This window comes from Seonamhaeicola sediminis (assembly GCF_004358095.2).
GTDB classification, from domain to species: domain Bacteria; phylum Bacteroidota; class Bacteroidia; order Flavobacteriales; family Flavobacteriaceae; genus Seonamhaeicola; species Seonamhaeicola sediminis.
On record NZ_SMZJ02000001.1, the window covers coordinates 75,310 to 101,384 of the forward strand.

Annotated in this window: 25 protein-coding genes; 8 read left to right on the forward strand and 17 right to left on the reverse strand. The window is 33.4% G+C overall.

Going from position 1 to position 26,075, the window contains the following annotated elements:
- Positions 1–141 precede the first annotated feature (141 nt).
- Positions 142–537 carry a PUR family DNA/RNA-binding protein gene (locus tag E1J38_RS00390; RefSeq protein ID WP_133355003.1) on the forward strand — a complete coding sequence of 132 codons (396 nt, stop codon included), beginning with the start codon at positions 142–144 and terminating at the stop codon, positions 535–537.
- A 54-nt stretch (positions 538–591) separates the two neighbouring features.
- Here the strand turns inward: E1J38_RS00390 and E1J38_RS00395 are convergent, their stop codons facing one another.
- Genes E1J38_RS00395 through E1J38_RS00405 form a run of 3 tightly spaced genes read right to left on the reverse strand, consistent with a single transcriptional unit; the run spans position 592 to position 2,871 of the window.
- Positions 592–1,623 carry a lysophospholipid acyltransferase family protein gene (locus tag E1J38_RS00395; protein WP_255449744.1) on the reverse strand — a complete coding sequence of 344 codons (1,032 nt, stop codon included), beginning with the start codon at positions 1,621–1,623 and terminating at the stop codon, positions 592–594.
- An 11-nt stretch (positions 1,624–1,634) separates the two neighbouring features.
- Positions 1,635–2,531: a bile acid:sodium symporter family protein gene (locus E1J38_RS00400; RefSeq protein ID WP_133355001.1), complete on the reverse strand. Its 897-nt coding sequence runs from the start codon at positions 2,529–2,531 to the stop codon at positions 1,635–1,637.
- A gap of 4 nt (positions 2,532–2,535) precedes the next feature.
- Positions 2,536–2,871 carry a tRNA-binding protein gene (locus tag E1J38_RS00405; RefSeq protein ID WP_133354999.1) on the reverse strand — a complete coding sequence of 112 codons (336 nt, stop codon included), beginning with the start codon at positions 2,869–2,871 and terminating at the stop codon, positions 2,536–2,538.
- Between the two features lie 46 nt (positions 2,872–2,917).
- Here E1J38_RS00405 and E1J38_RS00410 point away from each other — a divergent pair, with 46 nt between their 5' ends.
- Positions 2,918–3,475 carry a thioredoxin family protein gene (locus E1J38_RS00410; protein ID WP_133354997.1) on the forward strand — a complete coding sequence of 186 codons (558 nt, stop codon included), beginning with the start codon at positions 2,918–2,920 and terminating at the stop codon, positions 3,473–3,475.
- Here the strand turns inward: E1J38_RS00410 and E1J38_RS00415 are convergent.
- The 4 genes from E1J38_RS00415 to E1J38_RS00430 form a co-directional block, all read right to left on the reverse strand.
- The gene (locus tag E1J38_RS00415; protein WP_133354995.1) at positions 3,431–3,952 is read right to left on the reverse strand and encodes a GNAT family N-acetyltransferase; all 522 of its coding nucleotides are present in this window, start codon (positions 3,950–3,952) and stop codon (positions 3,431–3,433) included. The genes E1J38_RS00410 and E1J38_RS00415 overlap by 45 nt on opposite strands.
- Positions 3,945–4,496, reverse strand: a complete 552-nt coding sequence (locus E1J38_RS00420) for a YfiT family bacillithiol transferase (RefSeq protein WP_133354993.1) — start codon at positions 4,494–4,496, stop codon at positions 3,945–3,947. The genes E1J38_RS00415 and E1J38_RS00420 overlap by 8 nt, the downstream gene beginning before the upstream one ends.
- A gap of 68 nt (positions 4,497–4,564) precedes the next feature.
- The gene (locus E1J38_RS00425; RefSeq protein WP_133354991.1) at positions 4,565–5,497 is read right to left on the reverse strand and encodes a peptidylprolyl isomerase; all 933 of its coding nucleotides are present in this window, start codon (positions 5,495–5,497) and stop codon (positions 4,565–4,567) included.
- A gap of 104 nt (positions 5,498–5,601) precedes the next feature.
- On the reverse strand, positions 5,602–7,806 hold the full coding sequence (locus E1J38_RS00430; protein WP_133354989.1) for an ATP-dependent DNA helicase RecQ: 2,205 nt from the start codon (positions 7,804–7,806) through the stop codon (positions 5,602–5,604).
- 338 nt (positions 7,807–8,144) lie between these two features.
- Between E1J38_RS00430 and E1J38_RS00435 the strand changes: the two genes are divergently transcribed.
- The 3 genes from E1J38_RS00435 to lptB are packed head-to-tail and all read left to right on the forward strand — an operon-like array spanning position 8,145 to position 10,720.
- Entirely contained in the window at positions 8,145–9,110 is a 966-nt protein-coding gene (locus E1J38_RS00435; protein WP_133354987.1) for a KpsF/GutQ family sugar-phosphate isomerase, read from the forward strand.
- Complete coding sequence (gene tatC / locus E1J38_RS00440) at positions 9,110–9,934, forward strand: twin-arginine translocase subunit TatC (RefSeq protein WP_133354985.1); 825 nt, start codon at positions 9,110–9,112, stop codon at positions 9,932–9,934. The genes E1J38_RS00435 and tatC overlap by 1 nt, the downstream gene beginning before the upstream one ends.
- A 45-nt stretch (positions 9,935–9,979) precedes the next feature.
- Complete coding sequence (gene lptB, locus E1J38_RS00445; RefSeq protein ID WP_133354983.1) at positions 9,980–10,720, forward strand: LPS export ABC transporter ATP-binding protein; 741 nt, start codon at positions 9,980–9,982, stop codon at positions 10,718–10,720.
- A gap of 4 nt (positions 10,721–10,724) precedes the next feature.
- On the opposite strand, the gene E1J38_RS00450 is transcribed toward lptB, so the two are convergent.
- Together E1J38_RS00450 and E1J38_RS00455 are read right to left on the reverse strand one after the other, a co-directional pair.
- On the reverse strand, positions 10,725–11,621 hold the full coding sequence (locus E1J38_RS00450) for a DUF808 domain-containing protein (RefSeq protein ID WP_133354981.1): 897 nt from the start codon (positions 11,619–11,621) through the stop codon (positions 10,725–10,727).
- Positions 11,622–11,625: 4 nt separating this feature from the next.
- Complete coding sequence (locus tag E1J38_RS00455) at positions 11,626–12,387, reverse strand: CDP-alcohol phosphatidyltransferase family protein (RefSeq protein ID WP_133354979.1); 762 nt, start codon at positions 12,385–12,387, stop codon at positions 11,626–11,628.
- Between the two features lie 189 nt (positions 12,388–12,576).
- On the opposite strand from E1J38_RS00455, the gene E1J38_RS00460 reads away from it, so the two are divergent.
- Both E1J38_RS00460 and E1J38_RS00465 read left to right on the forward strand, forming a co-directional pair.
- Positions 12,577–13,647 (forward strand): putative type IX sorting system protein PorV2, encoded by a 1,071-nt coding sequence (locus E1J38_RS00460; RefSeq protein ID WP_500801819.1) that lies wholly within the window; start codon positions 12,577–12,579, stop codon positions 13,645–13,647.
- On the forward strand, positions 13,644–14,822 hold the full coding sequence (locus E1J38_RS00465) for a lipoprotein N-acyltransferase Lnb domain-containing protein (RefSeq protein WP_369407146.1): 1,179 nt from the start codon (positions 13,644–13,646) through the stop codon (positions 14,820–14,822). Before E1J38_RS00460 ends, E1J38_RS00465 begins: the two co-directional genes overlap by 4 nt.
- 16 nt (positions 14,823–14,838) lie before the next feature.
- Here the strand turns inward: E1J38_RS00465 and E1J38_RS00470 are convergent, their stop codons facing one another.
- From E1J38_RS00470 to E1J38_RS00495, 6 genes are all read right to left on the reverse strand, one after another.
- Entirely contained in the window at positions 14,839–16,230 is a 1,392-nt protein-coding gene (locus E1J38_RS00470) for a sugar transferase (RefSeq protein ID WP_133354977.1), read from the reverse strand.
- Positions 16,231–16,337: 107 nt separating this feature from the next.
- The gene (locus tag E1J38_RS00475) at positions 16,338–17,279 is read right to left on the reverse strand and encodes an NAD-dependent epimerase/dehydratase family protein (RefSeq protein ID WP_133354975.1); all 942 of its coding nucleotides are present in this window, start codon (positions 17,277–17,279) and stop codon (positions 16,338–16,340) included.
- 64 nt (positions 17,280–17,343) lie between these two features.
- Positions 17,344–18,360: a glycosyltransferase family 4 protein gene (locus E1J38_RS00480; protein WP_133354973.1), complete on the reverse strand. Its 1,017-nt coding sequence runs from the start codon at positions 18,358–18,360 to the stop codon at positions 17,344–17,346.
- Between the two features lie 193 nt (positions 18,361–18,553).
- Entirely contained in the window at positions 18,554–19,378 is an 825-nt protein-coding gene (locus E1J38_RS00485) for a transglutaminase domain-containing protein (RefSeq protein ID WP_133354971.1), read from the reverse strand.
- Between the two features lie 110 nt (positions 19,379–19,488).
- Positions 19,489–20,901, reverse strand: a complete 1,413-nt coding sequence (locus E1J38_RS00490; protein ID WP_255449745.1) for an O-antigen ligase family protein — start codon at positions 20,899–20,901, stop codon at positions 19,489–19,491.
- A 4-nt stretch (positions 20,902–20,905) separates the two neighbouring features.
- Positions 20,906–22,036 carry a glycosyltransferase gene (locus E1J38_RS00495; protein ID WP_133354969.1) on the reverse strand — a complete coding sequence of 377 codons (1,131 nt, stop codon included), beginning with the start codon at positions 22,034–22,036 and terminating at the stop codon, positions 20,906–20,908.
- 341 nt (positions 22,037–22,377) lie between these two features.
- On the opposite strand from E1J38_RS00495, the gene E1J38_RS00500 reads away from it, so the two are divergent.
- Positions 22,378–22,683 (forward strand): GIY-YIG nuclease family protein, encoded by a 306-nt coding sequence (locus E1J38_RS00500; RefSeq protein WP_133354967.1) that lies wholly within the window; start codon positions 22,378–22,380, stop codon positions 22,681–22,683.
- Positions 22,684–23,219: 536 nt separating this feature from the next.
- Here E1J38_RS00500 and E1J38_RS00505 read toward each other — a convergent pair.
- Both E1J38_RS00505 and E1J38_RS00510 read right to left on the reverse strand, forming a co-directional pair.
- On the reverse strand, positions 23,220–24,332 hold the full coding sequence (locus E1J38_RS00505; protein ID WP_133354965.1) for a glycosyltransferase family 4 protein: 1,113 nt from the start codon (positions 24,330–24,332) through the stop codon (positions 23,220–23,222).
- On the reverse strand, positions 24,329–25,660 hold the full coding sequence (locus tag E1J38_RS00510) for a glycosyltransferase family 2 protein (RefSeq protein ID WP_133354963.1): 1,332 nt from the start codon (positions 25,658–25,660) through the stop codon (positions 24,329–24,331). Before E1J38_RS00510 ends, E1J38_RS00505 begins: the two co-directional genes overlap by 4 nt.
- Between the last annotated feature and the right edge of the window lie 415 nt (positions 25,661–26,075).

Sequence of the window (26,075 nt, forward strand, 5' to 3'; positions counted from 1 at the left end):
ATCTTAAGTCTAATGAAGTTTTAAAGTAAATGCAACGAAAAAGAAGATTAAAAAAAGAAACTTCATAATTTGTTGGTTAGTATCGGTTTTTTTTAGATTTTTGATACACAAATGATAATTCAAATAAATTTCTATTAAACTATGAATAATAATGATATGATGGAGAGAGAAGAGATTTTTTCTAAGGTTTTAAGAGCTGGAAGACGCACTTATTTTTTTGATGTAAGAGCCACAAAAGCAGATGATTACTACTTAACTATTACAGAAAGTAAAAAATTCACAAACGACGATGGATCATTCCATTACAAAAAGCATAAAATTTATCTTTACAAAGAAGACTTTACTGAGTTTAAAGATATTTTAGCTGAAATGACTGATTACATTATTGACGAAAAAGGCGATGAAGTTATTAGTGAACGTCACCAAAAAGATTTTAAGAAAGAGGACAACAACGATGATACTTCTACCAAATCTGACACCGAAGACACTCTAAAAACAACTGAAAGTTTCACAGATGTTGACTTTGATGATATATAATTGATTTAATAATCAATTTTTGAAGCCGTTACACGAAGTGTAGCGGCTTTTTTTTTACAATTTTATGGCTATTAACCCCAATAATATGGTTAGTAAAAAGTACAATATGGCTATAAATAAACCATAGTACAATAGTAATATAATGGTTATAATCAGTATCCAAACTGGTACCAAGGTCAAAGCCACAGCAAAGCGAAAAGTTGATTTAAACTCTAATTCTGTTATTTTTGGCTCAATGGCAAGTTTCCATATAGCATAAGGCAATATCAAATTAATTATAAGCAGTAACTTAAAAAAGTTACTTAACCCAACTGTTTTTGATTTCACCTCTGTTTTACACCTTTTAAAACCACTTTTAATGCAATTATTAACGTCCTGTGGTTTTAAAAAATCAACTTGTAACTCCTGTAGTTGCCTTAAATTGGTTTCATAATTATCTTGAGGAATATGAGTTGTTAATTGCAGCAATTCCAATTGCATCTTGTTTTTTAAATTAGCTAAAGATTTACTTTTACTATCTTCAATAAACGCCTGAGCCGCAATTGGTTTACCAAAAAACATTGAAGCACTATCAGGAAAACTAACGGCATCTTTATAATTCAAGCCAACAGGAACCAATTGTAAATCTAAACTAGGATACTTTTCTAAAGTATCAAAAACAATTCGCGTAAACCCTTTACTCAAAGGTCTTACACGTCTTTCCAAATTATGATTTCCTTCTGGAAAAATTACGATAGACTCCCCTTTTTTCAATAATTCAGAACAAGTTTCAAAAATAGCATTATTATTATTTAGGGTATTCCAACCATCTCTAATTCTATATACTGGAAGCATTTGTAAACTTCTTAATAGCTTACTAAACAATACTTTTTTGAATACTGCCGCTCTTGTTAAAAAATAAGAAAACCGGCTACCATAAACCGCAATCAATAACGCATCTAAAAGCGCATTTTGGTGATTTCCTAAAATCAACACCGGTTTATCTTTAGGAATATTTTCAATATTATGAATCATTACTTTTTTAAAGTAGAAAAACATTCCCAACTTCAAGTAGGCATGTACGCTATGTAACCAAAGTTTTTTCAATTACTCATGAATTATTTTTCTTTACCAGACCAATAAAATGCCAATAACAAACCAGAAATTATATGCCATATACCCCAAAAAGCTGCTAAAATAGCCATGCCTCCCATACCATTAAAAAAGGTGAAAATAAGCAGTAAACCTAATCCAGAATTTTGTATTCCAGTTTCTATGGCTATGGTTTTTTGATTTTTAAATGATAATCTAAATAATCGTGCCACCAAGAATCCTAACAAAATAGCAATGATGTTATGTAAAATACCTAACAGTAATACATGATGAATATAAGCATTAAAAACATCTAGGTTATTTACAAATGCAATAACTACAATAGCCCCAAAAATAAATATAGAAAAAGGTCTTAAAAATTTAGAAAGTTTTATTGCTATAGATTGGTAGTAACGTCTAATCAGCATCCCGAAAAATAGAGGAATTCCCAATATAAGTGTTACTAATTTTAGAAGTTCAAAAATATTTAATTCCACCTCTTGTAATATTTGTGACGTAGGTTGATACAAACTACCATAAAAATGAAAGTTAAAAGGTGTCATAAAAATGGCAAAAAAAGTTGCAAAAGCAGTTAAACTAACTGAAAGTGCTGTATTTCCCTTGGCTAAATGCGTCATAAAATTTGAGATATTTCCACCAGGACAAGACGCCACCATCATCATCCCTAAAGCAATACTGGGTTGTGGTTTTACAAGCATAATTAGTATAAAAGTTACTAACGGTAATAATACAAATTGTGATACTACACCAACTATAACCAACTTTGGTTGTCTTATTAAATTTTTAAAATCGCCAAGAGTAATACCCAAAGCTACTCCAAACATAACCACAGCTAAGGCTATATTTAATACCCAGAGTGCGCCACTATCAAAATTAATTTTAACAGAATCAAGTTCCTGCATATATCTAAGACACTACACTGCCGTTTTTTACTTTGCTTTCGGGTTTTAAAAGGATGACATCCTTTCCATTTACAGCTCCTAAAACCAAACATGCACTCATAAATTTAGCAATTTGCTTTTTTGAAAAGTTTACAATAGCCACAATTTGCTTTTGTAACAAATCTGCTTTTCTATAGCGTGTTGTAATTTGCGCCGAAGATTTTTTTATACCTAATACACCAAAATCTATTGTTAATTTGTAGGCAGGATTTCTCGCTTCCATAAAATCATGCACTTCAATAATAGTGCCCACTCTAAAATCTAATTTAGTAAAATCTTCAAAAGTTATTACATCGTTCATTTTTTAAAAATACAAATTATCACGAACTTTGTAGAAACACAAAATTATGGCAAGAACACCTTCAAATATGCTTCCATTGGGAACAAAAGCACCAGAGTTTTCACTTTTTGATACCATTTCTGATGCATCTATAAGCTTTAATGAAATACAAGGCAAAAACGGAACAGTTATTATGTTTATTTGCAATCATTGCCCATTTGTAATTCATGTAAATTCTGAAATCATTTCCATAGCAAAAACTTATAAGGACAAAGGGATTGGGTTTGCTGCAATTTCAAGTAATGATGTAGTTAACTACCCCCAAGATAGCCCTGAAAACATGAAAGCTCACGCAAAAAATGAAGGATACCCGTTCCCTTATTTATATGATGAATCCCAAGAAATAGCTAAAGCTTACGATGCTGCTTGTACACCTGATTTTTATGTTTTTAATTCCAATGACAAATTAGTTTACAGAGGGCAACTTGACGATTCCAGACCAGATAATGGCAAACCTTTAAATGGTGCTGATTTAAGAAATGCATTGGATTGTTTAATTGAAGAAAAAGAAAACACCCTATTACAAAAGCCTAGTATTGGTTGTAATATTAAGTGGAAGGTTTAGTTTAAGTTGATAAACACCCACATCTTGCCACTTGCCAAATTTAAAACCTACTTCATTAAGGTGGGCTACTTTTTTGAAACCTAATTTTTCATGAAGTTTTTCACTGGCTTCATTGGGTAATGTTAACACTCCCAAAACTATATGGAATTTCTGTTCTCTTAGAAGTTCTATCAATCGCGTATATAATTTGGTCCCTATTTGTTTTCTAATAGCTGAATGCCTCAAATATATGGTTGATTCCACCGTGTTTTTATAAGCCGGCTTTGGTCTAAACTGGCTACCATAAGCATAACCTAATATTTGGTTATTTTCTTCAAAAACTATAAAAGGATATTCAGAGTTTATTTTGTTAGCTTTTTCAGTAAAAGTTTCTAATGACAGCAACTCATCGTCAAAGGTTACAGCAGAATGTAAAACATAGTGATTATAAATATACAATAGTTGTTGTATATCTTTTGTTTGAAAATCCCTAATCATAAAGCCATCCTTTACGTTTTAGTAAATTCTCAATATGCGCATAATGATGGTTACTATGCCACGCATAATTACCAATATTATAGGATAACAAAACCTCAGAACCAGTTTCTGGATGCATAAAACTTTTCTTTAAATCTTCATTATTTAAACCCTTTAACAAATACACCAACTTGTAATGAATAGCTTTAATATGCTCTAAAGACATTTGTATGGGTGCATGTTTACTGTCATGTAATTCTGCCCAATCAGCTTCATTGTAAGCTTTAATTATTGGTTTATCTTCGGTTAATGCCCACTTAAAACGTGTATAACTATGGTGATGACTATCTGCCACATGGTGCACAACTTGCCTTATGGTCCAACCACCAGGCCTATAAACAGTATCTAACTGCTCCTTAGACAAGTACTTAACTAAAGCTTCTAATCGAATGGGAAATTGTTCTAAAACCAAAATCCAATCTTTAATATGTTGGTCTGTAATCGTATCTGGAAATTCAAATGTTCCAATAGGATATTTTAACTGCTCTAAATCTTGATTTGTCATGTTTAAATATAAAAAAAGCACCTCAAATGAGGTGCTTAGAATATCATAAAAATGTGAATACTCTATTATTATTTCACATTCATTAACTCTACGTCAAAAATTAAAGTAGCATTAGGCGGAATAACACCACCTGCACCTCTACTACCGTATCCCAAGTCACTTGGAATTACCAAGCGTGCTTTGTCTCCTACTTTTAATAGTTGAATACCTTCATCCCAACCGGGTATTACTTGTCCAACTCCTAATGGAAAATCTATGGGTTGGTTTCTTTTGTAAGAAGAATCGAAAACAGTACCATCTGCCAATTGCCCTTTATAGTGAACAGAAACTGTTTTTCCTTTTTCCGCTTTAATACCATCACCTTTTTGAATAATTTGATAACGTAACCCGCTCTCTGTTTTTTCAAAACCAGCAGCTAACTTATCTAATTGAGCTTCAGCTTTCGCTTTTTCTTCAGCCATTCTTTTTTCTCTGGCGCCTTCAAAAGTTCTAAAAGCTTCAACAGCATTAAACCCTTCAGCTTCAACGCCTACTCTAACAATCTCTAAAGTTTCAATGGTATCGCCTTGGGCAATAGCATTAACTACGTCTTGTCCTTGTTCTACCTTACCAAAAACCGTATGGTTATTATCTAACCAAGGGGTTTCTACATGTGTTATGAAAAATTGGCTTCCGTTAGTTCCAGGTCCTGCATTAGCCATTGATAGTATTCCTGGACCATCATGTTTTAAATCTGGATGAAACTCATCATCAAATTGATACCCTGGGTTACCAGCTCCGCTACCTTGTGGACAACCACCTTGAATCATAAAATCAGGAATCACTCTGTGAAACTTTAATCCGTTATAATATGGAGTTCCTTGCGGCTTTACTGAATTTTCAAGATTCCCTTCTGCTAAAGCAACAAAGTTACCAACCGTTCCTGGTGTTTTTTTGTATTCTAAAGCCACTAAAATTTCGCCTTTTGTAGTGTTAAATTTTGCGTATAATCCGTCTTGCATTGTTCTAATTTTTAAGAAAGTGCAAAGATAACTTATTTAGATAGAAGACTGAAGTATGAAGCTAGAAGTTTTTTTGATAAGCGTTATAAAGATAGGACTGAAAACTAATTAGCGACTTCACTTATAAATTTAATTCGATAGAGACGCAATTCTTCATCATCATAATCGCCATCAAACTCTTCAATAGCCTCATTGATTGAGTCGGTTTCAGACTCCATAAAATATTCGTGAATTTCTTCTTGTTGATCTTCATCTAAAATTTCATCTATCCAATAATCTATATTGAGTTTAGTACCAGAATATACAATGGCTTCCATTTGTTTTATAAACTCATTCATTTCTAAACCTTTAGCAGAAGCAATATCATCTAAAGGCAATTTTCTATCTATATTCTGTATGATATATAGTTTGTTTGCAGAATTACTACCAGTTGATTTAACCACCAAATCATCTGGTCTAACTATATCATTTTCCTCTACATATTTAGCTATTAGAGCAACAAAATCCTTTCCATATTTCTTAGCTTTACCCTCTCCAACACCATGCACATTTCCAAGTTCTGATAAAGAAATAGGATATTTAAGCGCCATATCTTCAAGCGAAGGATCTTGGAAAATAACAAATGGTGGAACTCCAAGTTTTTTTGCATTTTTCTTTCGAAGATCTTTAAGCATATTCATAAGTGTTTCATCGGCCACACCTCCACCGCCTTTAGCAGCTGTCACTATACCAGAATCATCTTGATTGCTATCAAATACGTGATCTTCGGTCATCATAAATGATGTTGGATTCTTGATAAATAGTCGGCCGTCATCATTCAACTTAATAACACCATAAGCTTCTATATCCTTTTTAAGATAACCGGTAACTAACACTTGCCTTAAAAGTGCCATCCAATAGTTTTTATCTTTGCCTTTTCCTTTACCAAAAAATGGTTGTTCATTGGTTTTATGTGAGTTAATGAGAGCATTTTCCTTACCAACAATTACATTTACCAAATCCTTAGACTTATATTTTTCGTTAGTATCTCTTATAATTTGTAAAAGAATAACCACATCATCTTTGGCTTCGTGCTTCTTTTTAGGGTGTCTAACGTTGTCATCCATATCGCCTCCTTCACCAGTTTCATTGTCAAACTCTTCACCAAAATAATGTAAAATAAATTTTCTTCTAGATATTGAAGTTTCAGCAAAAGCAACAACCTCCTGCAATAGTGCATGACCAATTTCTTGTTCAGCAACGGGTTTACCAGACATAAACTTTTCCAGTTTTTCAATGTCTTTATAGGAATAAAACGCTAAACAATGACCCTCGCCGCCATCACGTCCGGCGCGTCCTGTTTCCTGATAATAACTTTCTATACTCTTAGGTATATCATGATGAATAACAAAGCGTACATCTGGTTTATCAATTCCCATCCCAAAGGCAATAGTAGCTACCACAACATCAATATCTTCCATTAAAAACATATCTTGATGATTGCTTCTAGATTTGGCATCTAAGCCAGCATGGTAAGGAACTGCCTTAATACCATTAACTTGTAAAACTTGAGCAAGTTCTTCAACGCGTTTTCTACTTAAACAATATACTATACCCGATTTACCTTCGTTTTGCTTGATAAATCTAATTATATCTGCATCTACACTTTTAGTTTTTGGTCGAACTTCGTAGTATAAATTAGGTCTGTTAAAAGACGCTTTAAAAGTTTTAGCACCAGTTATACCTAAATTTTTAATAATGTCTTCTTGTACTTTTGGAGTTGCTGTTGCCGTCAATCCTATTATGGGTATGTTCTCTCCTATTCTACCAATTATATGACGTAAATTCCTGTATTCTGGCCTAAAATCGTGCCCCCATTCGCTAATACAGTGTGCCTCATCAATAGCCATAAAAGACACCTTTACGGTTCTTAAAAAATCAACATTTTCATCCTTGGTTAATGACTCTGGAGCTACGTATAAAAGTTTGGTAACACCATTTGTAATATCTTCTTTAACGCGTTTAACCTCTGTTTTGTTCAATGATGAATTTAAAACGTGGGCAATACCTTCTTCATTAGAAACCCCTCTTATGGCATCTACTTGATTTTTCATTAAGGCTATTAAGGGTGATACCACAATAGCAGTACCCTCTTGCATTAACGCAGGAAGTTGGTAACATAACGACTTACCGCCGCCAGTTGGCATTATTACAAACGTATGGTTTCCTGAAATAATACTCTCAACAACATCTTCTTGCAACCCCTTGAATTTATTAAACCCAAAATACTTCTTTAGTGCAGAGTGCAAGTCACTTTTTGCTACTAACATGAATAAAATTACTATTAATTATCTACTTGAAATTATATTAACATCCAATTTACAGAATATCTTAACAATATAACTTAAAGACGCCCTCTTCTTTTTTTCGTCCTTTATTTATAACTTTTAGAATGAAACCTTTACCTAAAATAATTACTAAAGATAGTGGTACAATTATTTTTAGCGCCAATGGTTACAAACTACTATTATAAAATCAATATATACAAACACATGAAAAAATTCATGTACTTTTGTACAGAGAATCCAAATTACAACAAAATTTAAAATTTGGATACCATTAAAGATAATAAAATCTTTAAGAGCATCAACTAAAAAGAAATTAAATTTTGAATAGGGAGACATCTATTTTACAAATTGCTAAACAAACTATAGAGGCAGAAAGTAAAGCCATTTTTAATCTTTCTAATTTAATAACTGATGATTTTGCCGAAGCCGTAAAACTAATCTACAATTCTAAAGGGCGCGTCATTATTACCGGAATTGGTAAAAGTGCCATTATTGCCAATAAAATTGTGGCTACATTAAATTCTACGGGTACACCTGCTATATTTATGCATGCGGCAGATGCTATTCACGGTGATTTAGGACTTATTTTAAAAGACGATGTTGTGATTTGCATTTCTAAAAGTGGTAATACCCCAGAAATTAAGGTTCTGGTTCCGCTAATTAAAAATGCTAAAAACAAAATGATTGCCATTACTGGAAATAAAGATTCATTTTTGGGGCAACAAGTTGACTATGTTCTTGACACCTATGTTGAAAAGGAAGCCTGTCCAAATAATCTAGCGCCTACCACAAGTACCACAGCACAACTGGTTATGGGAGATGCATTGGCGGTGTGCTTATTAGAAATGCGAGGCTTTTCAAGTAAAGACTTTGCTAAATATCACCCAGGCGGTGCTTTAGGAAAAAAACTGTATTTACGGGTTTATGACATTTCATCGGTTAACGAAAAACCTCAAGTACACCCATCAACTAATATTAAAGATGTTATTGTTGAAATTACTCAAAAACGATTAGGAGTTACTGCAGTAGTTGAAAACGATAAAATTGTTGGTATTGTAACCGACGGTGATATCAGGCGTATGTTGAGTAATTCTGATAATTTCACCTCGTTATCAGCAAAAGATATAATGAGTGCCAACCCTAAGCGAGTACACGCCGAAACAATGGCCGTTGACGCTCTGGAACTTATGGAAGTAAATGAAATTACTCAGCTTCTTGTTGAAGAAAACGGTCAATATGCTGGCGTTATTCATCTACACGACTTAATTAAAGAAGGCATTATATAATGGCGAAAAAAAATATAAACGAGATGTCGTTTTTAGACCATCTTGAAGATTTACGATGGCACTTAATTAGAATTTGTTTAGCAGTTATTATAGTAGCTACCTTAGCTTTTATTTTTAGTCGCTTTATTTTTGATAAAATTATTTTCGCACCATTAGACATGAGTTTTCCAACTTATGATTTTTTATGTAAAGCAGCTACTTTTATTGGTGTTGATACCACTTTTTGTAACGAAAAAGTACCTATGATTATACAAAACCGCACTATGGCTGGTCAGTTTTCAGCAGATATCTGGACGGCTATTTTAGGAGGATTTGTTATTTCTTTTCCATACGTAATTTATCAACTTTGGAAATTTGTAAGTCCTGGTTTGCATGAGAATGAAAGAAAACACTCCAAAGGATTCATTATCATTTCATCTATCTTGTTCTTTATTGGTGTTTTATTTGGATACTATATTGTAACGCCTTTATCCATTAACTTCCTGGCTAATTATAGCGTTTCTGAAACGGTTGATAATCAAATAGACATTAGTTCTTATATAGCATTGGTACGTTCATCTGCCCTTGCTTCTGGACTTATTTTTGAACTACCAATTATCATTTATTTTTTTACCAGAATAGGTCTAGTGACCCCAGAAATTTTAAAGAAATATAGAAAGTATGCCTTGGTTGTAGTTTTGATACTATCTGCCATAATTACACCGCCAGATATAGCAAGTCAGGTTATTGTAGCCATTCCCATTATAATTCTGTACCAAGTAAGTATTTATATTTCTAAACTTGTTGTTAGAAAACAAAAACGAAAGGAAGCTGTAAAAGCCTAGTACTTTTAAACCCAATAATTAATTAAATTTTACGTTATTGCAAGTATGATTTTAAGAGCCGAAAATTTAATGAAGTCCTATAGCGGGCGAAAAGTTGTAAAAGACGTTTCTCTTGAAGTAAATCAAGGTGAAATTGTAGGGTTGTTAGGACCTAATGGTGCTGGTAAGACTACTTCGTTCTATATGATTGTGGGGCTTATTAAACCTAACGGCGGGCAAATATTTCTTGACAACACCGAGATTACCAAATTCCCTATGTACAAACGTGCCCAAAACGGTATTGGTTATTTAGCACAAGAAGCATCAGTATTTAGGAAATTAAGTATTGAGGATAATATTCTAAGTGTACTTCAACTTACTAAACTAAGCAAAAAGGAACAACGCCATAAAATGGAATCTTTAATTGAAGAATTTGGTTTAGGACATATTAGAAAAAATAGAGGTGATTTACTCTCTGGTGGTGAGCGCCGTAGAACGGAAATTGCACGTGCCCTAGCCACCGACCCTAATTTTATTTTGCTAGACGAACCTTTTGCAGGTGTTGACCCTGTTGCTGTTGAGGATATTCAACGTATTGTAGCACAACTTACCAAAAAAAATATTGGTATTCTTATTACTGACCATAACGTACAAGAAACCCTTGCTATTACAGATAGAACCTATTTGATGTTTGAAGGAGGCATATTAAAACACGGTGCACCCGAAGACCTTGCAAATGATGAAATGGTTCGAAAGGTGTATTTGGGTCAGAACTTTGAGTTGCGTAAAAAGAAGATTAGGGATTAGCCTCTTATGCTTTTTGGGCACTTCCTTTAAAAAGTAATTTAAATACTTGCAATAATAAAACTGCAACAATTCCAACAATTAAGCCTACCAAAAATTCAACAAGAAACGATGGTAAGTTTATATCTTTAACCAAATGATGAACAAACTCAATATGGTGAACAAAAACCCCACCTGCCACCAATAACAAAGCAATGGTACCTATAATAGCTAAACTTTTAATGATTATAGGTAAGGCTCTAATTAACACGTTACCTATATGGTGTAAAATGCTTTTTCCATTACCAATTTTAACTAATTTATAGCCAAAATCATCCATTCTCACTAGTATCGCCACTATGCCATAAACCCCTACTGTAGCTATAATGCACACAATGGTTACTACTAATATTTGGTTTAAAATAGGCGCTTCTAAAACAGTACCTAATGCAATTATTACAATTTCAACAGATAAAATGAAATCTGTAATTATAGCAGACTTAATTTTCTTTTTTTCTGAAAGTAACAGTTCTTCTTTAGTTAAATTCTGTTCATCTATTATATCCGCTTTGGTTTCATCTTTATGATTCTTATGAAAAAAATACTCATATATTTTTTCAGCACCCTCATAAGCTAAATATATACCACCAAGCACTAAAGCAATGGTTATTGCAATAGGTAAAAAAGCACTTAATAAGAAGGCTATGGGTAATATGATGATTTTATTAAGAGCAGACCCTTTTGTTATAGCCCAAAGAACAGGTAACTCTCTTGAAGACACAAAACCTGTTGCTTTTTCTGCATTTACCGCCAAGTCATCTCCTAAAATACCAGCCGTTTTTTTTGTTGAAATTTTACTCATTATAACAACATCATCCATGAGTGCTGCAACATCATCTAATAACGCAAAAAAACCAGAAGCCATAATTTTATGTTGAAGTAATACTGTCTAAAACAGACATGATTATGTAAACTAAAATAATTAAAGGAATAGCGGCAAATTGAAGCACAATTAACAATACCACACAAAGCATTATAAAAATATATCGGGTGGCATTGGCTTTAAATCCCCAATTTTTAAACTTTAACGCAAATAATTTTATACCGGAGTTTAATAGCCAACAACTTAAAATGGTCATACCAATTAAAAACCATTTGTTTAAAATAATGGCATTAATAATATCATTATTTTGAAACTCCAATATTAACGGTAACGATACAATTAACAAGGCGTTAGCAGGTGTTGGTAATCCCTTAAAATAATTTTGTTGTTCTGTATCTACATTAAATTTTGCCAGTCTATAAGCTGAGGCTAATGTGATTGATAGACCGAATAATGGCAATACATAGTAAAATTCAGGATACTCAAATTCAAAACCAATTGTTCTGTTATATCCAATTCCATCAACAGTTTCTTGCCATAAAGGGCCAACTAATTGCAGTAATTTATACATTATAATTCCGGGCACTAACCCACTAGTCACAACATCGGCTAAAGAATCTAGTTGCAATCCTATATCACTTTGAACATTTAGTTTTCTGGCGGCAAATCCGTCAAAAAAATCGAAGAAAATACCAAAAAACACAAAAAATGCAGCCGTAACAAAATTATCGTTTACAGCATATATTACAGCAATACTACCACATAAGAGGTTTAATAATGTTAGAGCATTTGGAATATATCGCTTCATCTAAGAATTTTAATTTAAAAGAAAGTCTCGACGTTTTGCATTAAAACTTTCATTCCTGCTGTCACACTGAGCGCAGTCGAAGTGACGGCAGGTATCCAAAATAACAAACAATTTTACTGTAAAACAAGTAATAAACAATAACTATTACATTTTACAGTTTATAGGTTTATATTTGTAAAAAAATTGCGATTGAAAGTTTACATAAGCGTTATATTTTGTTTACTATCGGTTTCTGTGTTTGCTCAAACCACTAGAAAATATTCTAACGAGTTTATGAACATAGGCGTGGATGCTGCAGCCTTAGGCATGAGTAGTGCAGTAACATCACATACTGCCGATGTAAATTCAGGGTATTGGAATCCGGCAGGACTTTTGGCGCTTGAGGATAACCAATTGGCATTGATGCACTCCAGTTATTTTGCCAATATTGCTAATTATGATTATGCTGCTTTTGCCATGCCTTTAGATAACCAAAGTGCCATAGGCATCTCTTTAATTAGATTTGCGGTTGATGATATTTTAAACACCACGCAGCTTATTGATCAACAAGGGAATATTAATTATGATAGAATAAGTCTTTTCTCTACAGCAGATTATGGACTCACATTTTCTTACGCCAGAAAATTACCTGTTCAAGGTTTAAATTATGGGGTTAATGCCAAAGTGATTCGACGCGTTATTGGCGATTTTGCGTCGTCTTGGGGGTTTGGTTTAGATGCCGGCATTCAGTTTGAAACTAATAACAATTGGAAGTTTGGCATCATGGCACGCGACATTACAACAACATTTAATGCTTGGGCTATTGATGAAGGTGAATTTGAGAACATTAGAAATGCCGTTGAAGGGCAAAATCAAGAACTTCCTGAAACTACCGAAATCACCATTCCAAAATTACAAATAGGTTTTTCTAAATTATTCAATTTTAATTATGATTATACTTTATTGGCCGCTGCCAATCTGAATGTGCGTTTTGAAGAAAATAACGATATTATTTCAACATCCTTTGCCAGTGTCAATCCGGCTTTAGGTTTTGAGTTTGGGTATATAGATATGGTGTATTTACGTGCTGGTATGGGAAACTTCCAAAATGAACTACAAATAGACAACACAGAGCAACTTACCTTTCAACCCAGTTTTGGCGTAGGTTTTAAATACAATGGTATTCAAATAGATTACGCTTTCACCGATATAGGAGACCAAAGTGTAGCCCTATACTCTAACGTATTTTCTTTAAAACTAGATTTTAGTATTTTTAGATGATGACAAAAAAATTACTATTTCTCCTTATAATAGTTTCATCATGCGTTTACGCACAGCAAACAACACTTTCTAACACCTCTGAAATTAGTGTTTTAACCATTGGACCAGGTACTTCTCTTAATGATGCTTTTGGCCATAGTGCTTTTAGAATAAAAGACCCAAACATGGGTTTAGATGTTGTTTATGGTTATGGTGAATACGATTTTGATGCCCCTAATTTTTATTTAAAGTTTGCCAGAGGGAAATTAAACTACCTTTTAAGTAAAGATAACTTTAGTAGGTTCTACCAAATCTATGTGTATCATAACAGAACCGTAAAAGAGCAGGTGCTCAATGTATCGCAAAGCGAAAAACAAACACTTTACAATTACCTATTAAACAATTATAAATCAGAAAATAGAGCGTATTTATACGAATTCTTTTTTGATAATTGTGCTACACGAATTAAAGATGTTGCTAAAATAGCTACTAACAATGGTATCACATTTAACAGTCCAAAAGATTTTGAAGCTAAAACATTCCGAAGTTTAATTTATGATAATGTAAACCAAAACTCTTGGGGCAGTCTAGGGATTGATATCGCTTTAGGTTCAGTTATTGACAGGGAAGCAACCCCCGAAGAACATATGTTTTTACCCGAAAACATTTATGAATTCTTTGAAGTAGCTACAAAAAAAGATGGTTCGCCTTTAGTAAAAAATAGCAATACGATTTTTACTAAAAGACCGACCAAAGTTTCAAATTCATTTTTTACCAGTCCGTTGCTTATTTTAGGTATTCTCTCTTTAATTATCTTATTCATCACCTATACAGACTTTAAAAAGAGAAAAAGAACCATTTGGTTGGATATGTTCATATTCAGTTTTACAGGAATCATTGGCATATTAATTTTGCTCCTTTGGTTTGCGACAGACCATATTGGAACCCATCAAAATTACAACCTGCTTTGGGCCTTTGCTTTAAATATTGTAGTGATTGGCCAACTTTTTAAAGAGACTCCCAAAAAGTGGTTTATAAAGTATTTGAAGTTTTTAATTATCATGCTTTGCCTTTTGACATTGCATTGGATTATTGGTGTTCAGGTATTTGCCATGAGTTTAATTCCATTAATCATCGCTGTAGGAATACGATATCTATTTTTGGTAAGGTATTATTCCAATAATCATAATCAATAATCAATAATCAATTTAGTTATTGTCCTCTAAAGAAAATAACGGTGCTAAAGGTTTTAATTAGAATATTAATGTCTAAGAAAAAACTTCTATGTTTAATATAATACAGGTCATACTGAAGCTTAAGTAAGCTATCATCTACCGAGGAACCATATCTAGTATTCACCTGCGCCCACCCGGTTAAACCTGGTTTTACAATGTGGCGTGTTTCATAAAAAGGTAATACTTGAGAGAGCTCTCTAACAAAATAAGGACGTTCTGGCCTAGGGCCAATTAAACTCATATCGCCTTTTAAAATATTTATAAACTGTGGAATTTCGTCCAATCGGGTGTTTCTTAAAAACTTTCCAAAAAGAGTTATCCTAGAATCATTCTTCATAGCCCAAGCCTCTCCATGAGGTTCGGCATTTTTAATCATGGTTCTAAACTTGATTATTTTAAAAAGATCTCCATTTTTTCCAATACGCTCCTGAGTATAAAACAACGGGCCCCTATTGGCCATGGCATTACCTATAATTACTATTGGTAATAGTAAAGCTCCTATTACAAGACCCAAAACACTAATGATTATATCAAAAAATCTGTGAAAGAACAAATACATTTTATTTTGATTACTTCGGCTAAATGGGAAATACTTATAAAAGTCCTTTCCAACAAACTGAACAGGAACTCTTTTGGTTAAATCTTCATAAACCTGTGTATATTCCTTTATCGGAAAACCGCCTTCTAAAAGCGTAATCAAATCAGTATAAATCTCGGGAGTAATATTTTCAGAATTATAAGTAGCCACCACAATTTCAAAAATATTTTCATCCTTGATAACTTGATAAATTTCTTTTGGAGCGTATTCGGTCAGTCCTAAAAATTTAACTTTATCACCCCTAGTTTTCTCACAGTTTATAAAACCAATGATTTGATAATTAGGATCAGCCGTTTTAAAAGTGTCTAAAATAGCTTTAATATTAGACGTTTCACCAACCAACAAAACCTTTCTATTAAAACGCGGTGAAACTATAAGTTTTATGTAAGCAAAACGCCAAACTAACAAAGCCACTAATATAGAGGCAAAAAAGAAAAAAATCTGTAAACGATTGTCTGGTAAAAACGGTGTAAAAAAAGGTGTTAGTAAATAAAAAAGTACGGTGGTTGATGTGGTAAGAACAATGGTAGTCCAAACACTTTCTAACTTACTAGATTTTTGTAAATCATACATTTCAAATATGGTTCCAAATACAGAAATATATAATATCAACACAAAAACCCAAGACCAATTTTCTTTACTTACTGTAAAATAATCAAAATGAAACCCTGTACCTACTAAGTGAAGCAACAGCAATACAAAAAAAAGGTCAAAAATTCTAAGCAGAAGTTTTCGTTCTGAAATATTAAAATGAATACTAAGACCAGACATGAGGGCAACGATTAATAGCAATCACTAATATAGTACATAATTTTACAAGAGCCTATTATTTTAAAACATTATCCCATACAGGTTTAATATCAAAATAATTATCTCTTTTAATAATTATTTTCTTTAAACCATTTTAATTGTTCCTTAAGTCCTTCTTTTAATTTAGTAGTAGGATTATAATTTAAAACTTTTCTGGCCTTATCAATATTGGCTCTAGTTCTTAATTGATCGCCTTGTCTTGGAGGTAAAATTTGCTTTTTTATTGTTACATTTAATAATGCTTCTATTATTTGTATTCCATGTGCCGTTGTATTTTCAACGTCTGTTCCTAAATTAAATATTTCACCATTGCACAAGTCTTCTTTACCTAAAACACTAACTATACCATCTATAATATCCTGAACATAGGTATAACTTCTAAGATGCTTTTCACTCCCTTCATACAATGAAAACTCCTTATTGTTAATTCCACAATCCAATAATTTTGTGTACAATTTATCAGGCCGCTCTCTAGGGCCATAAACAGAATATAATCTTAGAGAGGTTCCTTTTAATTCTTTTTTTCTAATATAAGATAACACTAATTGCTCAGCTGCCAACTTAGTAACACCATACCAGGATGCTGGAGAAGTAGCTTGATCTTCAGATAAGGTGGCTTCTAATCCATAAATAGAGGATGTTGCTATATTAATAAAGTATGGTTTTCTTTTTAAGCCTAACGTCCAATGAAGCAAATTCTGAGTAGCACCAACATTATTTGATAAATAGTCATTAAAGGTTGACATCTGTGAAATACCTGGGTGAGCAGAAAAATGAATAATATAATCTATTTTATTAGGTAATAATTCCATTAATGCATCAGTTCTTAAATCCAATGCAATCATCTCAATATCTTGATCTTCTAATACTTCTGCATTTCTTTTTTTTAAGCGCACATCATAATAAGACGAAAAGTTATCTACACCTATGACCCGATGGCCCAGTTGCTTAAAACGTTCTGCTGCATGAGATCCAATAAAACCAGCAGCTCCTGTAATTAATATATTCATGGCATTAAAACTACAATGCTAAACTACTTACTTTTTTTGGGTCAATATGTATTAATAACCATTTTTAATTATTCAAAACTGTAAACCATTGCTTCTTAACTACATTCCAATCAAACTGCTCAACTTTTTTTCTAGCTTTAACAGTCAACCTTATAGCTTCCTCTTCATTACTTAACAGATATTTAATAGCCTTCACAAACTCTCTAACACTATTTGGGTTAACAAGTAAACCATCTATACCATCTTCAATTAAATACGGCATACCGCCAACATTAGTAGAAACAACAGGTAATCCCAAAGCCATGGCCTCAATCACACTAACAGGCATATTGTCAAAATTGGTAGTATTTATAAAGATGTCATATTCTTTTGAAAGTGCTATCCACTGTGGTTTGGTTAACTTTCCTGTAAAGGTTACTTCCACCGCTAACTGTTGCGCCAATTCCCTAACAGATTCTAAACTACCATCACCACTATCGGGCCCTACCATACATAGGGAAGCTTGTAAACCTTCATCACGGAGAAGCTTTAATATTGTAACAGCTAATTGCGGATTGTAAATTTTAGCAAAGGAGCGTACCCAGAGTAATTTTATTTCAGAATAATCTCTTTTCTTAAAGGGGTATTGTTTAATTTCAAAGGCATTAGGAATATAAACAAGATTCTTATAACCATAACTTTTAAATTGTTCCATCATATATACAGAAGGCGCTACGTTTACATAGGCCTTTCGAAATATAGATTTGCTTAACTTAGCATGACACTTTAAACGTTTTGGTAAATTACCGCCATGTAAAATGGGAATGTATTTTAATTGTAATACATCACATAATCTGGATACAGCATAAGCAAAATAGAAATTTTGGGTACTGTAGGTATCAATGAGCACCATATCTACCGTTTGCCTATACTTATAACAAGCCCATAACATCTCTATAAGGCGTATGAACTTGTTTAATTTAGAAGAACTGGTATAAACTGTATATCCTGCGCTTTCTAATAAAGGACTTAATACCTCAACGCCCGTTGCATTTTTCCCATGCTTCTTAAGCTTATTACCAATGTATAATATGGATTTCACATGGTAAAAATACAAGAATTAATAATTGAACCTAAACCCTTTTCATCTAATTTATAGCTAATAGCCTTACCTCAATAAAGCCCATACTAAGTAATGGTTACTCAATATAATATCAGAAGGATTTAAAATATAATCATTCAACTGGGTCATGACTGCGCTAGACCTGAAAATTCAAAATCAAAAAAAAACAGCCTTAGGTTTGGTATACCAATTCTTCTTGGAGATTATTTATAGGAAAAATATAGAAGTAACTTTTCTTTATTAAAAACAACCAAAAGTGAATAACAAATACGGGTAAAAAAGTGTGATACCTATCTAAATACTTGTCGTAAGTTTCATTATGATAATTGCATATTAAAAAAGGGGCCCTATCACCATTCAAATAATAATGGGAAATAAGGTTATCGTCAACCTTATTTGATTCTAAAAACGACTTATATATAACTTCTTCACCAGACTTATTGCACGCAAACAATTCCATAACAGATAATGGAATATCAGACCCCTTAACGAAGAACATCATGGTTTTAGAAACGTCTATTAACACCCACTTATCAAATTTCTCAGAATAAAATTCATTAAATGCATGCCCACCAAAAGTTCTATTAAACGGTAAAGATGTGATTCCCCACTCCCGTACTTTAATATCATTAACTACACAAAAATTATTGAATACTTGAGATATATCACTACAAACCCCTCCTTCTCCAGCTAACATTTTTTCCAAGGCTTTCTCAGAAGATAGGCTCAACCCCGAACCTCCTTTAATATTAAGGCGTAGCCATTTGGCTATTTCCAATACCTTGTTAAAGGTATTCATTTGTACTTTTCCCTTTAAAATAATGGCGTTAACTATGTGAAAGCTTTTGGGAATATGCTGTTTTTTATTAATGAGATTGTAGGTGTGTGTTATGGCTTCGTTTTGAGAAGCCTCTTTGGATAGTAACTTAAATCTGGTATAATACAAATAGGGATGTCGCTTGACCAACCAGATTATTTTTTTTCCTACTTTAAGCATTTGGAACAACGGGATATGATATAAATGTAGGAAAATATTTTTAATTACTAGATTGTATCATGTCCTTCTTAATCAAACCATAACCTAATAACCCATAACATATTAATAAATTAAGTAGTGAGAATAGGTTTTCCAGATGTGCTCTTTACTTTCTTTTTCTTTACAATAGACTTTAAATAAACACGCTCTGGGACTACATTCAATAGCGCAAAAGCATACAATAAAGAAGGCGCAGCTATTCTCATACCTGAATGGTTAATAGTAGCAAACCAAAAAGCCAAAAAGGCATAAAAGTAATAATTCCGTTTATTACCGGTTCTATAGCCAATGGGCTTAAAAATCAATATTAAAATAATAACAATCCCTAAAAACCCATGTTCAGATAATAGCCTTCCTATTTCATTATGAGAAGGCAATTGAGTACCAGAGGTTTCAACCCTTATATCCTTTACGCGACTGGCACCAATACCTAAAAAAGGACTGCTTAAAAAGCCTTCAATTTCTTCCCTAAACAAATCTAACCTACCCGTTGTAATGTCTTTTTCTTTAATACCTCTAGCATTTTCATTAGCATAACGTTTATCTAATAATCCTCTAGTCTGATTTGAGCTTACTACCCAGGTAACTACACTTGTTATCACTAATAAAAAAATCGAAACAAAAATCCGATTCTTCATCTTTCCAGAAGAATGGTAAAAGAGTGTCCACAAAAAAGCGCCTATTACAATAATAGCCGCAAACACGCCGCCTCGACTAAAAGTGATAAGTGCTCTAAATGTCATGGTTCCTAGTATAATTAAATTTAGAACCTTTAAAGAAGTAGTAGGGGATTTTACAAATAGTCGTACCGCCATTGCAAACATGCCTAGTCCTAAAATAGTAGATACCTGATTGGGACCAAACCCTCCAGATAAAGCTGCATTAGAAATGGTACCTGACAACTTATCTTTAATGCTGGGGTTATACAAAAACAAATAAGTGGTCATTGAAATTATTGGCAGAGAGAAATACATGATAATGTCCAAAAGCTGTCTATTCGTTACTTTTCTATCATAACAAAACAACGCGGCAATTCCTAAACATACCGGACCACTTAATACAAAGGCTATATTGGTTCTAAAATTAGCAAAGAAACTTAAGGTAGATGAAGCTACCAATATAGAAGGCACCAGTAAAATCAAATAAATAAAATAGGGATACGCTTTACCACTTAAGCCCTTAAAAAACATCCCCATGAGCATAAATAAAACCACCAAATATTTAGAGGCCTCATAAGCTATACCACCATCGGTCATTCTAAAAAGCACCTCTGCCCCCGTAAAATAAGCACACCCTAAAAAAACTGTTTGTGCTTTATTATGAGAAGGTTCCAGCACAATCTTAACCATAAAGTAAACCATGGTTACTAAAAAATAAAGTTTAGAAATGGGTTCGTAAAAAAACAAAACTAGCCCAAGCGCTACGTGTAATACAACCAAAGGCACATAATAATCTGGAGCTAGTTTTCGTAGTCTTGGACTCAAATCATCAAAATTTTAAAATATCATGCTTTATTCTGCTATTATAATGAGAAAAGGTGAACTTTTCAACCACTGTATCAAAACTTTCTAACATCCTTTTGTAATTTTCTTCAGAAAGGTTTAACATTGTATAAAGCATTGATATCAAAGCTTCATAAGTTACTTCATTTAATAAAAACCCATTATCGTTGTGTTTTATATAATGTCCAATAGCCGAAATATTGGACACAATGGGAATACATCCAAAATTCATAGCTTCAGCAATCACCTTGGGAAACCCTTCCGAAGCGGTAGTGGGTAATAAAAAAGCATGAGACTGTTTATAAATTTCAAACACCTCTTGCCGTGGTAAAGCACCATGAAACAGAACATGAAGGTTACCTTCATTGGCTAGCTGCTTAAAATATGTTGACTCCTCACCCTCTCCCACAAAATGAATGGTCCCGATTCGGGACACCAAATCAGCACTTAGACTATGAAACGCGCTTAATATAGTTTCTACACCTTTTTCTCGTTCTAAACGCCCCACAAAGCAAAAGGTTATTTTACGTTCTAGGCTTTTATCTTGACGAATTTGTCTACCTAAAACAATATCGGCGTCTGTTAAACAAGGATTCTCAAAACTCAGATGGTGTAAAGGCTGCTGCTCCCAATAGCCATTAATAGTAACGGTTCTTCTCTGTAGTTTTAGCATCCAACGCTGTAGCCTATAACCTAATGGTGGTTGTAGCTGATTCCAATTACCAGCATATTTAAACCAGCCTTTCTGTTTTACAAAAACACTTAAATAGGGGATTAAAAAAACGCCTATACCTGTGGGGGTACGCAATTGAAAGCAATCCACGTCTCTTAAGGTTTTAGAAACTATTTGAATAATCTTTGGACTCTTCCAAATAACCTCTAACTTATTTAAAAACCCTTTACCACCCACCGAAGGTATGGGAATAAAATGAACTTTATCTGAGATATATGGCAATGCACTGGCCGGAACCTCTGTATCATATAACATAGCTATATGGTACACTTCATCAAATATCGCTAATAAATGGTTTATCTCACTCACAGTGGCACCCCACCCTACCAAAGTACCATCTGGTCTTTTGTAATGTTCGGTATGTGAAATAATGGCTAACTTCATGGATTTAAAACAAAGGTGCTGTTTTTATTTTAACTTAGAAAGTATTTTTATAATTTGTCATTCAGAGCATTCCTGAAGGCAAATATATTTGCATTGAAAGTACCTTGCAAAGCAATAAAACGAAGTAAAGAATCTCCATTGTCATTCAGAGTGAAGCAAAGCGAAACGAAGAATCTCTTCCAAAAAATCTAAACATAAATTCACATAACAAAATTGCACTCCATTTAATGAGATTCTTCAGTCGAACAAGTTCTCCTTCTGAATGACATAGAACCGTTGTCATTCAGAGCGCAGTGCAACGAAGCGAAGAATCTCTTCTTTTTTTGTTTACATTTATATTAATGAAAACAAAAGGCACTCACAATTACTATGTTTATATACTTACTAACAAAACTAAAACTGTATTGTATACAGGAGTAACCAATAACTTGAAAGAAAGACTATATCATCACAACAACCCTTTACCATTCTCAAAATCATTTACCTCCAAATATAAATGCTTTTACCTGATTCATTTTGAACACTTTTTTGAAATTGATGACGGCATCAAAAGAGAAAAAGAAATTAAAGGTTGGAGTCGTGCCAAAAAAGAACAGCTCATTAATACATCAAATCCAGATTGGACGTTTTTGAATGATACCATTTAAAGATTCTTCAGTCGGCTAAAGCCTCCTTCTGAATGACATAGAACCGTTGTCATTCAGAGTGTAGTACAACGAAACGAAGAATCTCTTCTCAAAACCCTCTTCAATTAATCTACGTACCTAAACCACGCAACAATTCAATAGATTCTTCGGTCACTGCGTTCCCTCTGAATGACATTAAACTATTATCTTTCAGAGCAAAGCGAAGAATCTCATTCTTAAAACTTCCAGAAAAAATTGTATAAAAACAATACTCCAATCAATAAGATTCTTCAGTCGGTCGCAAACTCCCTCCTTCTGAATGACATAGAACCGTTGTCATTCTGAGTGCAGTATAACGAAACGAAGAATCTCTTCCAAAAAATCTAAACATAAATTCACATTACAAAGTTGCACTCCATTTAATGAGATTCTTCAGTCGAACAAGTTCTCCTTCTGAATGACATTGTGATTGTCATTCTGAGCATTACTGAAAGGCAAATATATATGCATTGAAAGTACCTTGCAAAGCAATACATTGGAGTGAAGAATCTCCCTTACTACAAATCTTCAATAACATCTATATATTGCTTTATAATCTCTTCCCAACGGTGTTGATTTGCCCATATTGATGCTTGTTTACTAAATGTTTCTTTATTACTTAAAATGGTTTCAATCGCATTTATAAAAGCGCTCGTATCCATAGCGTCGATCAATACACCTGACTTTTCGTTTTGCACCGCATCTTCAATTCCATTATTTTTCGATCCAATAGCTGGAATCCCCAACGTATTGGCTTCAATAATAGCAATACCAAATCCTTCCACATCTCCAGTTTCAGTTTCCGTACTCAACATCACAAAAATATCGGAAGTTCCAACTAAACTTATTAAGTCGTTATGAGACACCCTGCCATGAAAGGTCACATGGTTTTCCACACCTAATGTCTTGGCTTTCTGCAAACAATTTTCTTGCTCAGTTGGAATGCCCACACAATGGTAATGGATTTGAGGATACGTTTTAATCAGCATAGGCAAATGTTCAATGACCTGTATTTGCCCTTTCCGTTCAGTGACATTCCCAACCGTGATAAGTTTTGGAGCCCCTTTTATTGAAATATTTGACGCTGCTTTTGTATTCCATTTTGTCTCATCAACACCATTAGGGATTACCGTTGTCTTTCTTTGAAATGTCTGTTTTAATAACAATTTGGTATAAGACGATACCGCTATAATCTTGGGAAAACGTATTAGAGACAGATTAACCATGAGCTTTACAGGAAATGATTTAAAATTAACCTCTGTACCATGAACAACCGCTAAATAATGTCTTCTGTAAAACCAGCTAAACCAACTAACACTCCACAACGAAAATTTACCAGAAGCAATAATCACACAATGGTTTTTTAAAGCCTTCCTAAGGAGCAGCAGCCGTTTTATATACATTAACAACCTAGGCCTCTTTACCCAAACTCTGAGTACCTCAAACGGTAATTCTTTATCAAAGCGCTTTTCTTCATGTCCTGATGTAGACCGAGCATCAGTAATCACAGAAACCTCAAAACCGTGGCTATTAAGCTGATATGCCAAATTATAGGCATGATTGCCAATACCTCCTGGTTGTGGTGGAAATTCGGAACTAACAATCAATAGGCTTTTGCTGTTCTTTTTCATTCTAACATATCTATTAATGGGCCCTGCTTTAATTTAGAACTGGATAATTTCCAGGATCTGTAAACTTGAAAAACAACTAATGGTAATATTAATACACAAATAAATACCCCTAATAACAACATAGCTTTATGTATCTTAAACCGGTAAGGCATCATAGAAATAGGGACTAATCGTAATAAGGCTAACCTTGCCTGTGTAGTTCCAAAATACCTTCTAAAAAAATAAAGCACACTGGGAATAGGTCGTGGTTCAAAAAGGTGACGCGTCCTAAAAGCATCCCAACTTCCCATATCCCTTAGTCCTCCAGTACCAACCTTTAAATGTAAACGCTGTGCATACGGATTGGATACATTTCTAAAATTATGCCAATATGCCCGCATTCCAAATTCGCCATCACCCATCCGTTGTTTTTCAAACTGTCTGTCAAACAATCCTATTTGTTTAAAAACGTCTTTTTTAATCATCACGTTCCCAGTATCTAGTTGGTCACTTATTCTAAAAAACGCATAATGTTCAGGCACTTTGTCCCCAACTTTTGAAATGGACACCCCTGAAGATATATCGGCTTTAAAAAAATCTAAACACTTTAAATGGTTGGTAATCCAGTTTGTTTGTACCCTACTGTCATCATCAAAAAAGAGTAAATAATTACCTTTACTAAGTTGTATAGCCCAATTACGGGCTTGCCATAACAAAGGTTCTTGCTGGCGGTGTACTTTTAAATTGAGATGGTAATCATTATAAAATGATTCTTGAAATGGCAGGGACTGATCTACCACGATCACCTCAAAATTTTCATACTCCTGCGCCTCTAAATCCTTTAACACCGCTTTTAAATAATCGTACCTGTTAAGGGTTGGAATAATAACACTTACCATAGGCTGTGCTTCCAGCAGCGACGCCTCATAATGCTCCCAATCTTTATAGCGAACCGTATTTTTAAAAACCTGAACACGTTTTGTATGCCTAGTTCTAAGAAAAGCTTTAAACTCTTTAAAAGGATTGTGAAAACTTAAAATCCGAACCATAAAAACATAAAATATCCATGCCGGGTTAAAATATTTTCTGATAAAGTGATATTCGTCCTCAAGGGGTAGAGTCTCCATAATTTCTATAGCCTTAACATCCCCTATATAGCCTTTTTGAATCAATTGCCAGGAGGCATCATACTGTTTTGCCAAGTCGCTTGAATAAGCACTATCAAAAGTAATTTCTTTTAAAACAGTCTCTGGTAAACCATGAACTTCAGGAAAAATAGCACTTCCATTATTTTTTAAAACTGTAAAATAATGGGTAGGTTGTAAATATTTTAAAAACCTAAATAACATAAATAGCTCATTAACTTCTGTTCAACTTATTTGATGGTTTAAAAACAAATAGACTATAAACATAATCTATCTTTATCATTCAAACAACTTATAAGAAAGCATATCATCATATTGGAGATGTCTCGTCGCTCGTCCCTACCTCTGTCGACATGACAAATTTCTAGTTTTTTAATTAAAATTAAATTATAATTTGATTGTCCGTCTTATGTCATAACATCTTATTTCCGTAATGCCGAACTTGTTTCGGTATCTCATACTATTTATAAATCAAATCTTTATGATGTGATCCTGAAATAAATTCAGGATGACGTGCAATTTTATGAATGATTACGGATATTTAAAATTATAATTTACCCATTGTGCATTTTGGTTCAATCTTGTTCAAAATGTCAGTTCGAGTGATTTTTTCCTCTCG

What these genes read in the sequence shown, in the direction of transcription:
- E1J38_RS00390 (WP_133355003.1), top strand. Translation starts at nt 142, where the DNA reads ATGAATAATAATGATATGATGGAGAGAGAAGAGATTTTTTCTAAGGTT.
- E1J38_RS00400 (WP_133355001.1), bottom strand. Translation starts at nt 2,531, where the DNA reads ATGCAGGAACTTGATTCTGTTAAAATTAATTTTGATAGTGGCGCACTC.
- E1J38_RS00405 (WP_133354999.1), bottom strand. Translation starts at nt 2,871, where the DNA reads ATGAACGATGTAATAACTTTTGAAGATTTTACTAAATTAGATTTTAGA.
- E1J38_RS00410 (WP_133354997.1), top strand. Translation starts at nt 2,918, where the DNA reads ATGGCAAGAACACCTTCAAATATGCTTCCATTGGGAACAAAAGCACCA.
- E1J38_RS00415 (WP_133354995.1), bottom strand. Translation starts at nt 3,952, where the DNA reads ATGATTAGGGATTTTCAAACAAAAGATATACAACAACTATTGTATATT.
- E1J38_RS00420 (WP_133354993.1), bottom strand. Translation starts at nt 4,496, where the DNA reads ATGACAAATCAAGATTTAGAGCAGTTAAAATATCCTATTGGAACATTT.
- E1J38_RS00425 (WP_133354991.1), bottom strand. Translation starts at nt 5,497, where the DNA reads ATGCAAGACGGATTATACGCAAAATTTAACACTACAAAAGGCGAAATT.
- E1J38_RS00430 (WP_133354989.1), bottom strand. Translation starts at nt 7,806, where the DNA reads ATGTTAGTAGCAAAAAGTGACTTGCACTCTGCACTAAAGAAGTATTTT.
- tatC (WP_133354985.1), top strand. Translation starts at nt 9,110, where the DNA reads ATGGCGAAAAAAAATATAAACGAGATGTCGTTTTTAGACCATCTTGAA.
- lptB (WP_133354983.1), top strand. Translation starts at nt 9,980, where the DNA reads ATGATTTTAAGAGCCGAAAATTTAATGAAGTCCTATAGCGGGCGAAAA.
- E1J38_RS00450 (WP_133354981.1), bottom strand. Translation starts at nt 11,621, where the DNA reads ATGGCTTCTGGTTTTTTTGCGTTATTAGATGATGTTGCAGCACTCATG.
- E1J38_RS00455 (WP_133354979.1), bottom strand. Translation starts at nt 12,387, where the DNA reads ATGAAGCGATATATTCCAAATGCTCTAACATTATTAAACCTCTTATGT.
- E1J38_RS00465 (WP_369407146.1), top strand. Translation starts at nt 13,644, where the DNA reads ATGATGACAAAAAAATTACTATTTCTCCTTATAATAGTTTCATCATGC.
- E1J38_RS00470 (WP_133354977.1), bottom strand. Translation starts at nt 16,230, where the DNA reads ATGTCTGGTCTTAGTATTCATTTTAATATTTCAGAACGAAAACTTCTG.
- E1J38_RS00475 (WP_133354975.1), bottom strand. Translation starts at nt 17,279, where the DNA reads ATGAATATATTAATTACAGGAGCTGCTGGTTTTATTGGATCTCATGCA.
- E1J38_RS00485 (WP_133354971.1), bottom strand. Translation starts at nt 19,378, where the DNA reads ATGCTTAAAGTAGGAAAAAAAATAATCTGGTTGGTCAAGCGACATCCC.
- E1J38_RS00495 (WP_133354969.1), bottom strand. Translation starts at nt 22,036, where the DNA reads ATGAAGTTAGCCATTATTTCACATACCGAACATTACAAAAGACCAGAT.
- E1J38_RS00500 (WP_133354967.1), top strand. Translation starts at nt 22,378, where the DNA reads ATGAAAACAAAAGGCACTCACAATTACTATGTTTATATACTTACTAAC.
- E1J38_RS00505 (WP_133354965.1), bottom strand. Translation starts at nt 24,332, where the DNA reads ATGAAAAAGAACAGCAAAAGCCTATTGATTGTTAGTTCCGAATTTCCA.
- E1J38_RS00510 (WP_133354963.1), bottom strand. Translation starts at nt 25,660, where the DNA reads ATGTTATTTAGGTTTTTAAAATATTTACAACCTACCCATTATTTTACA.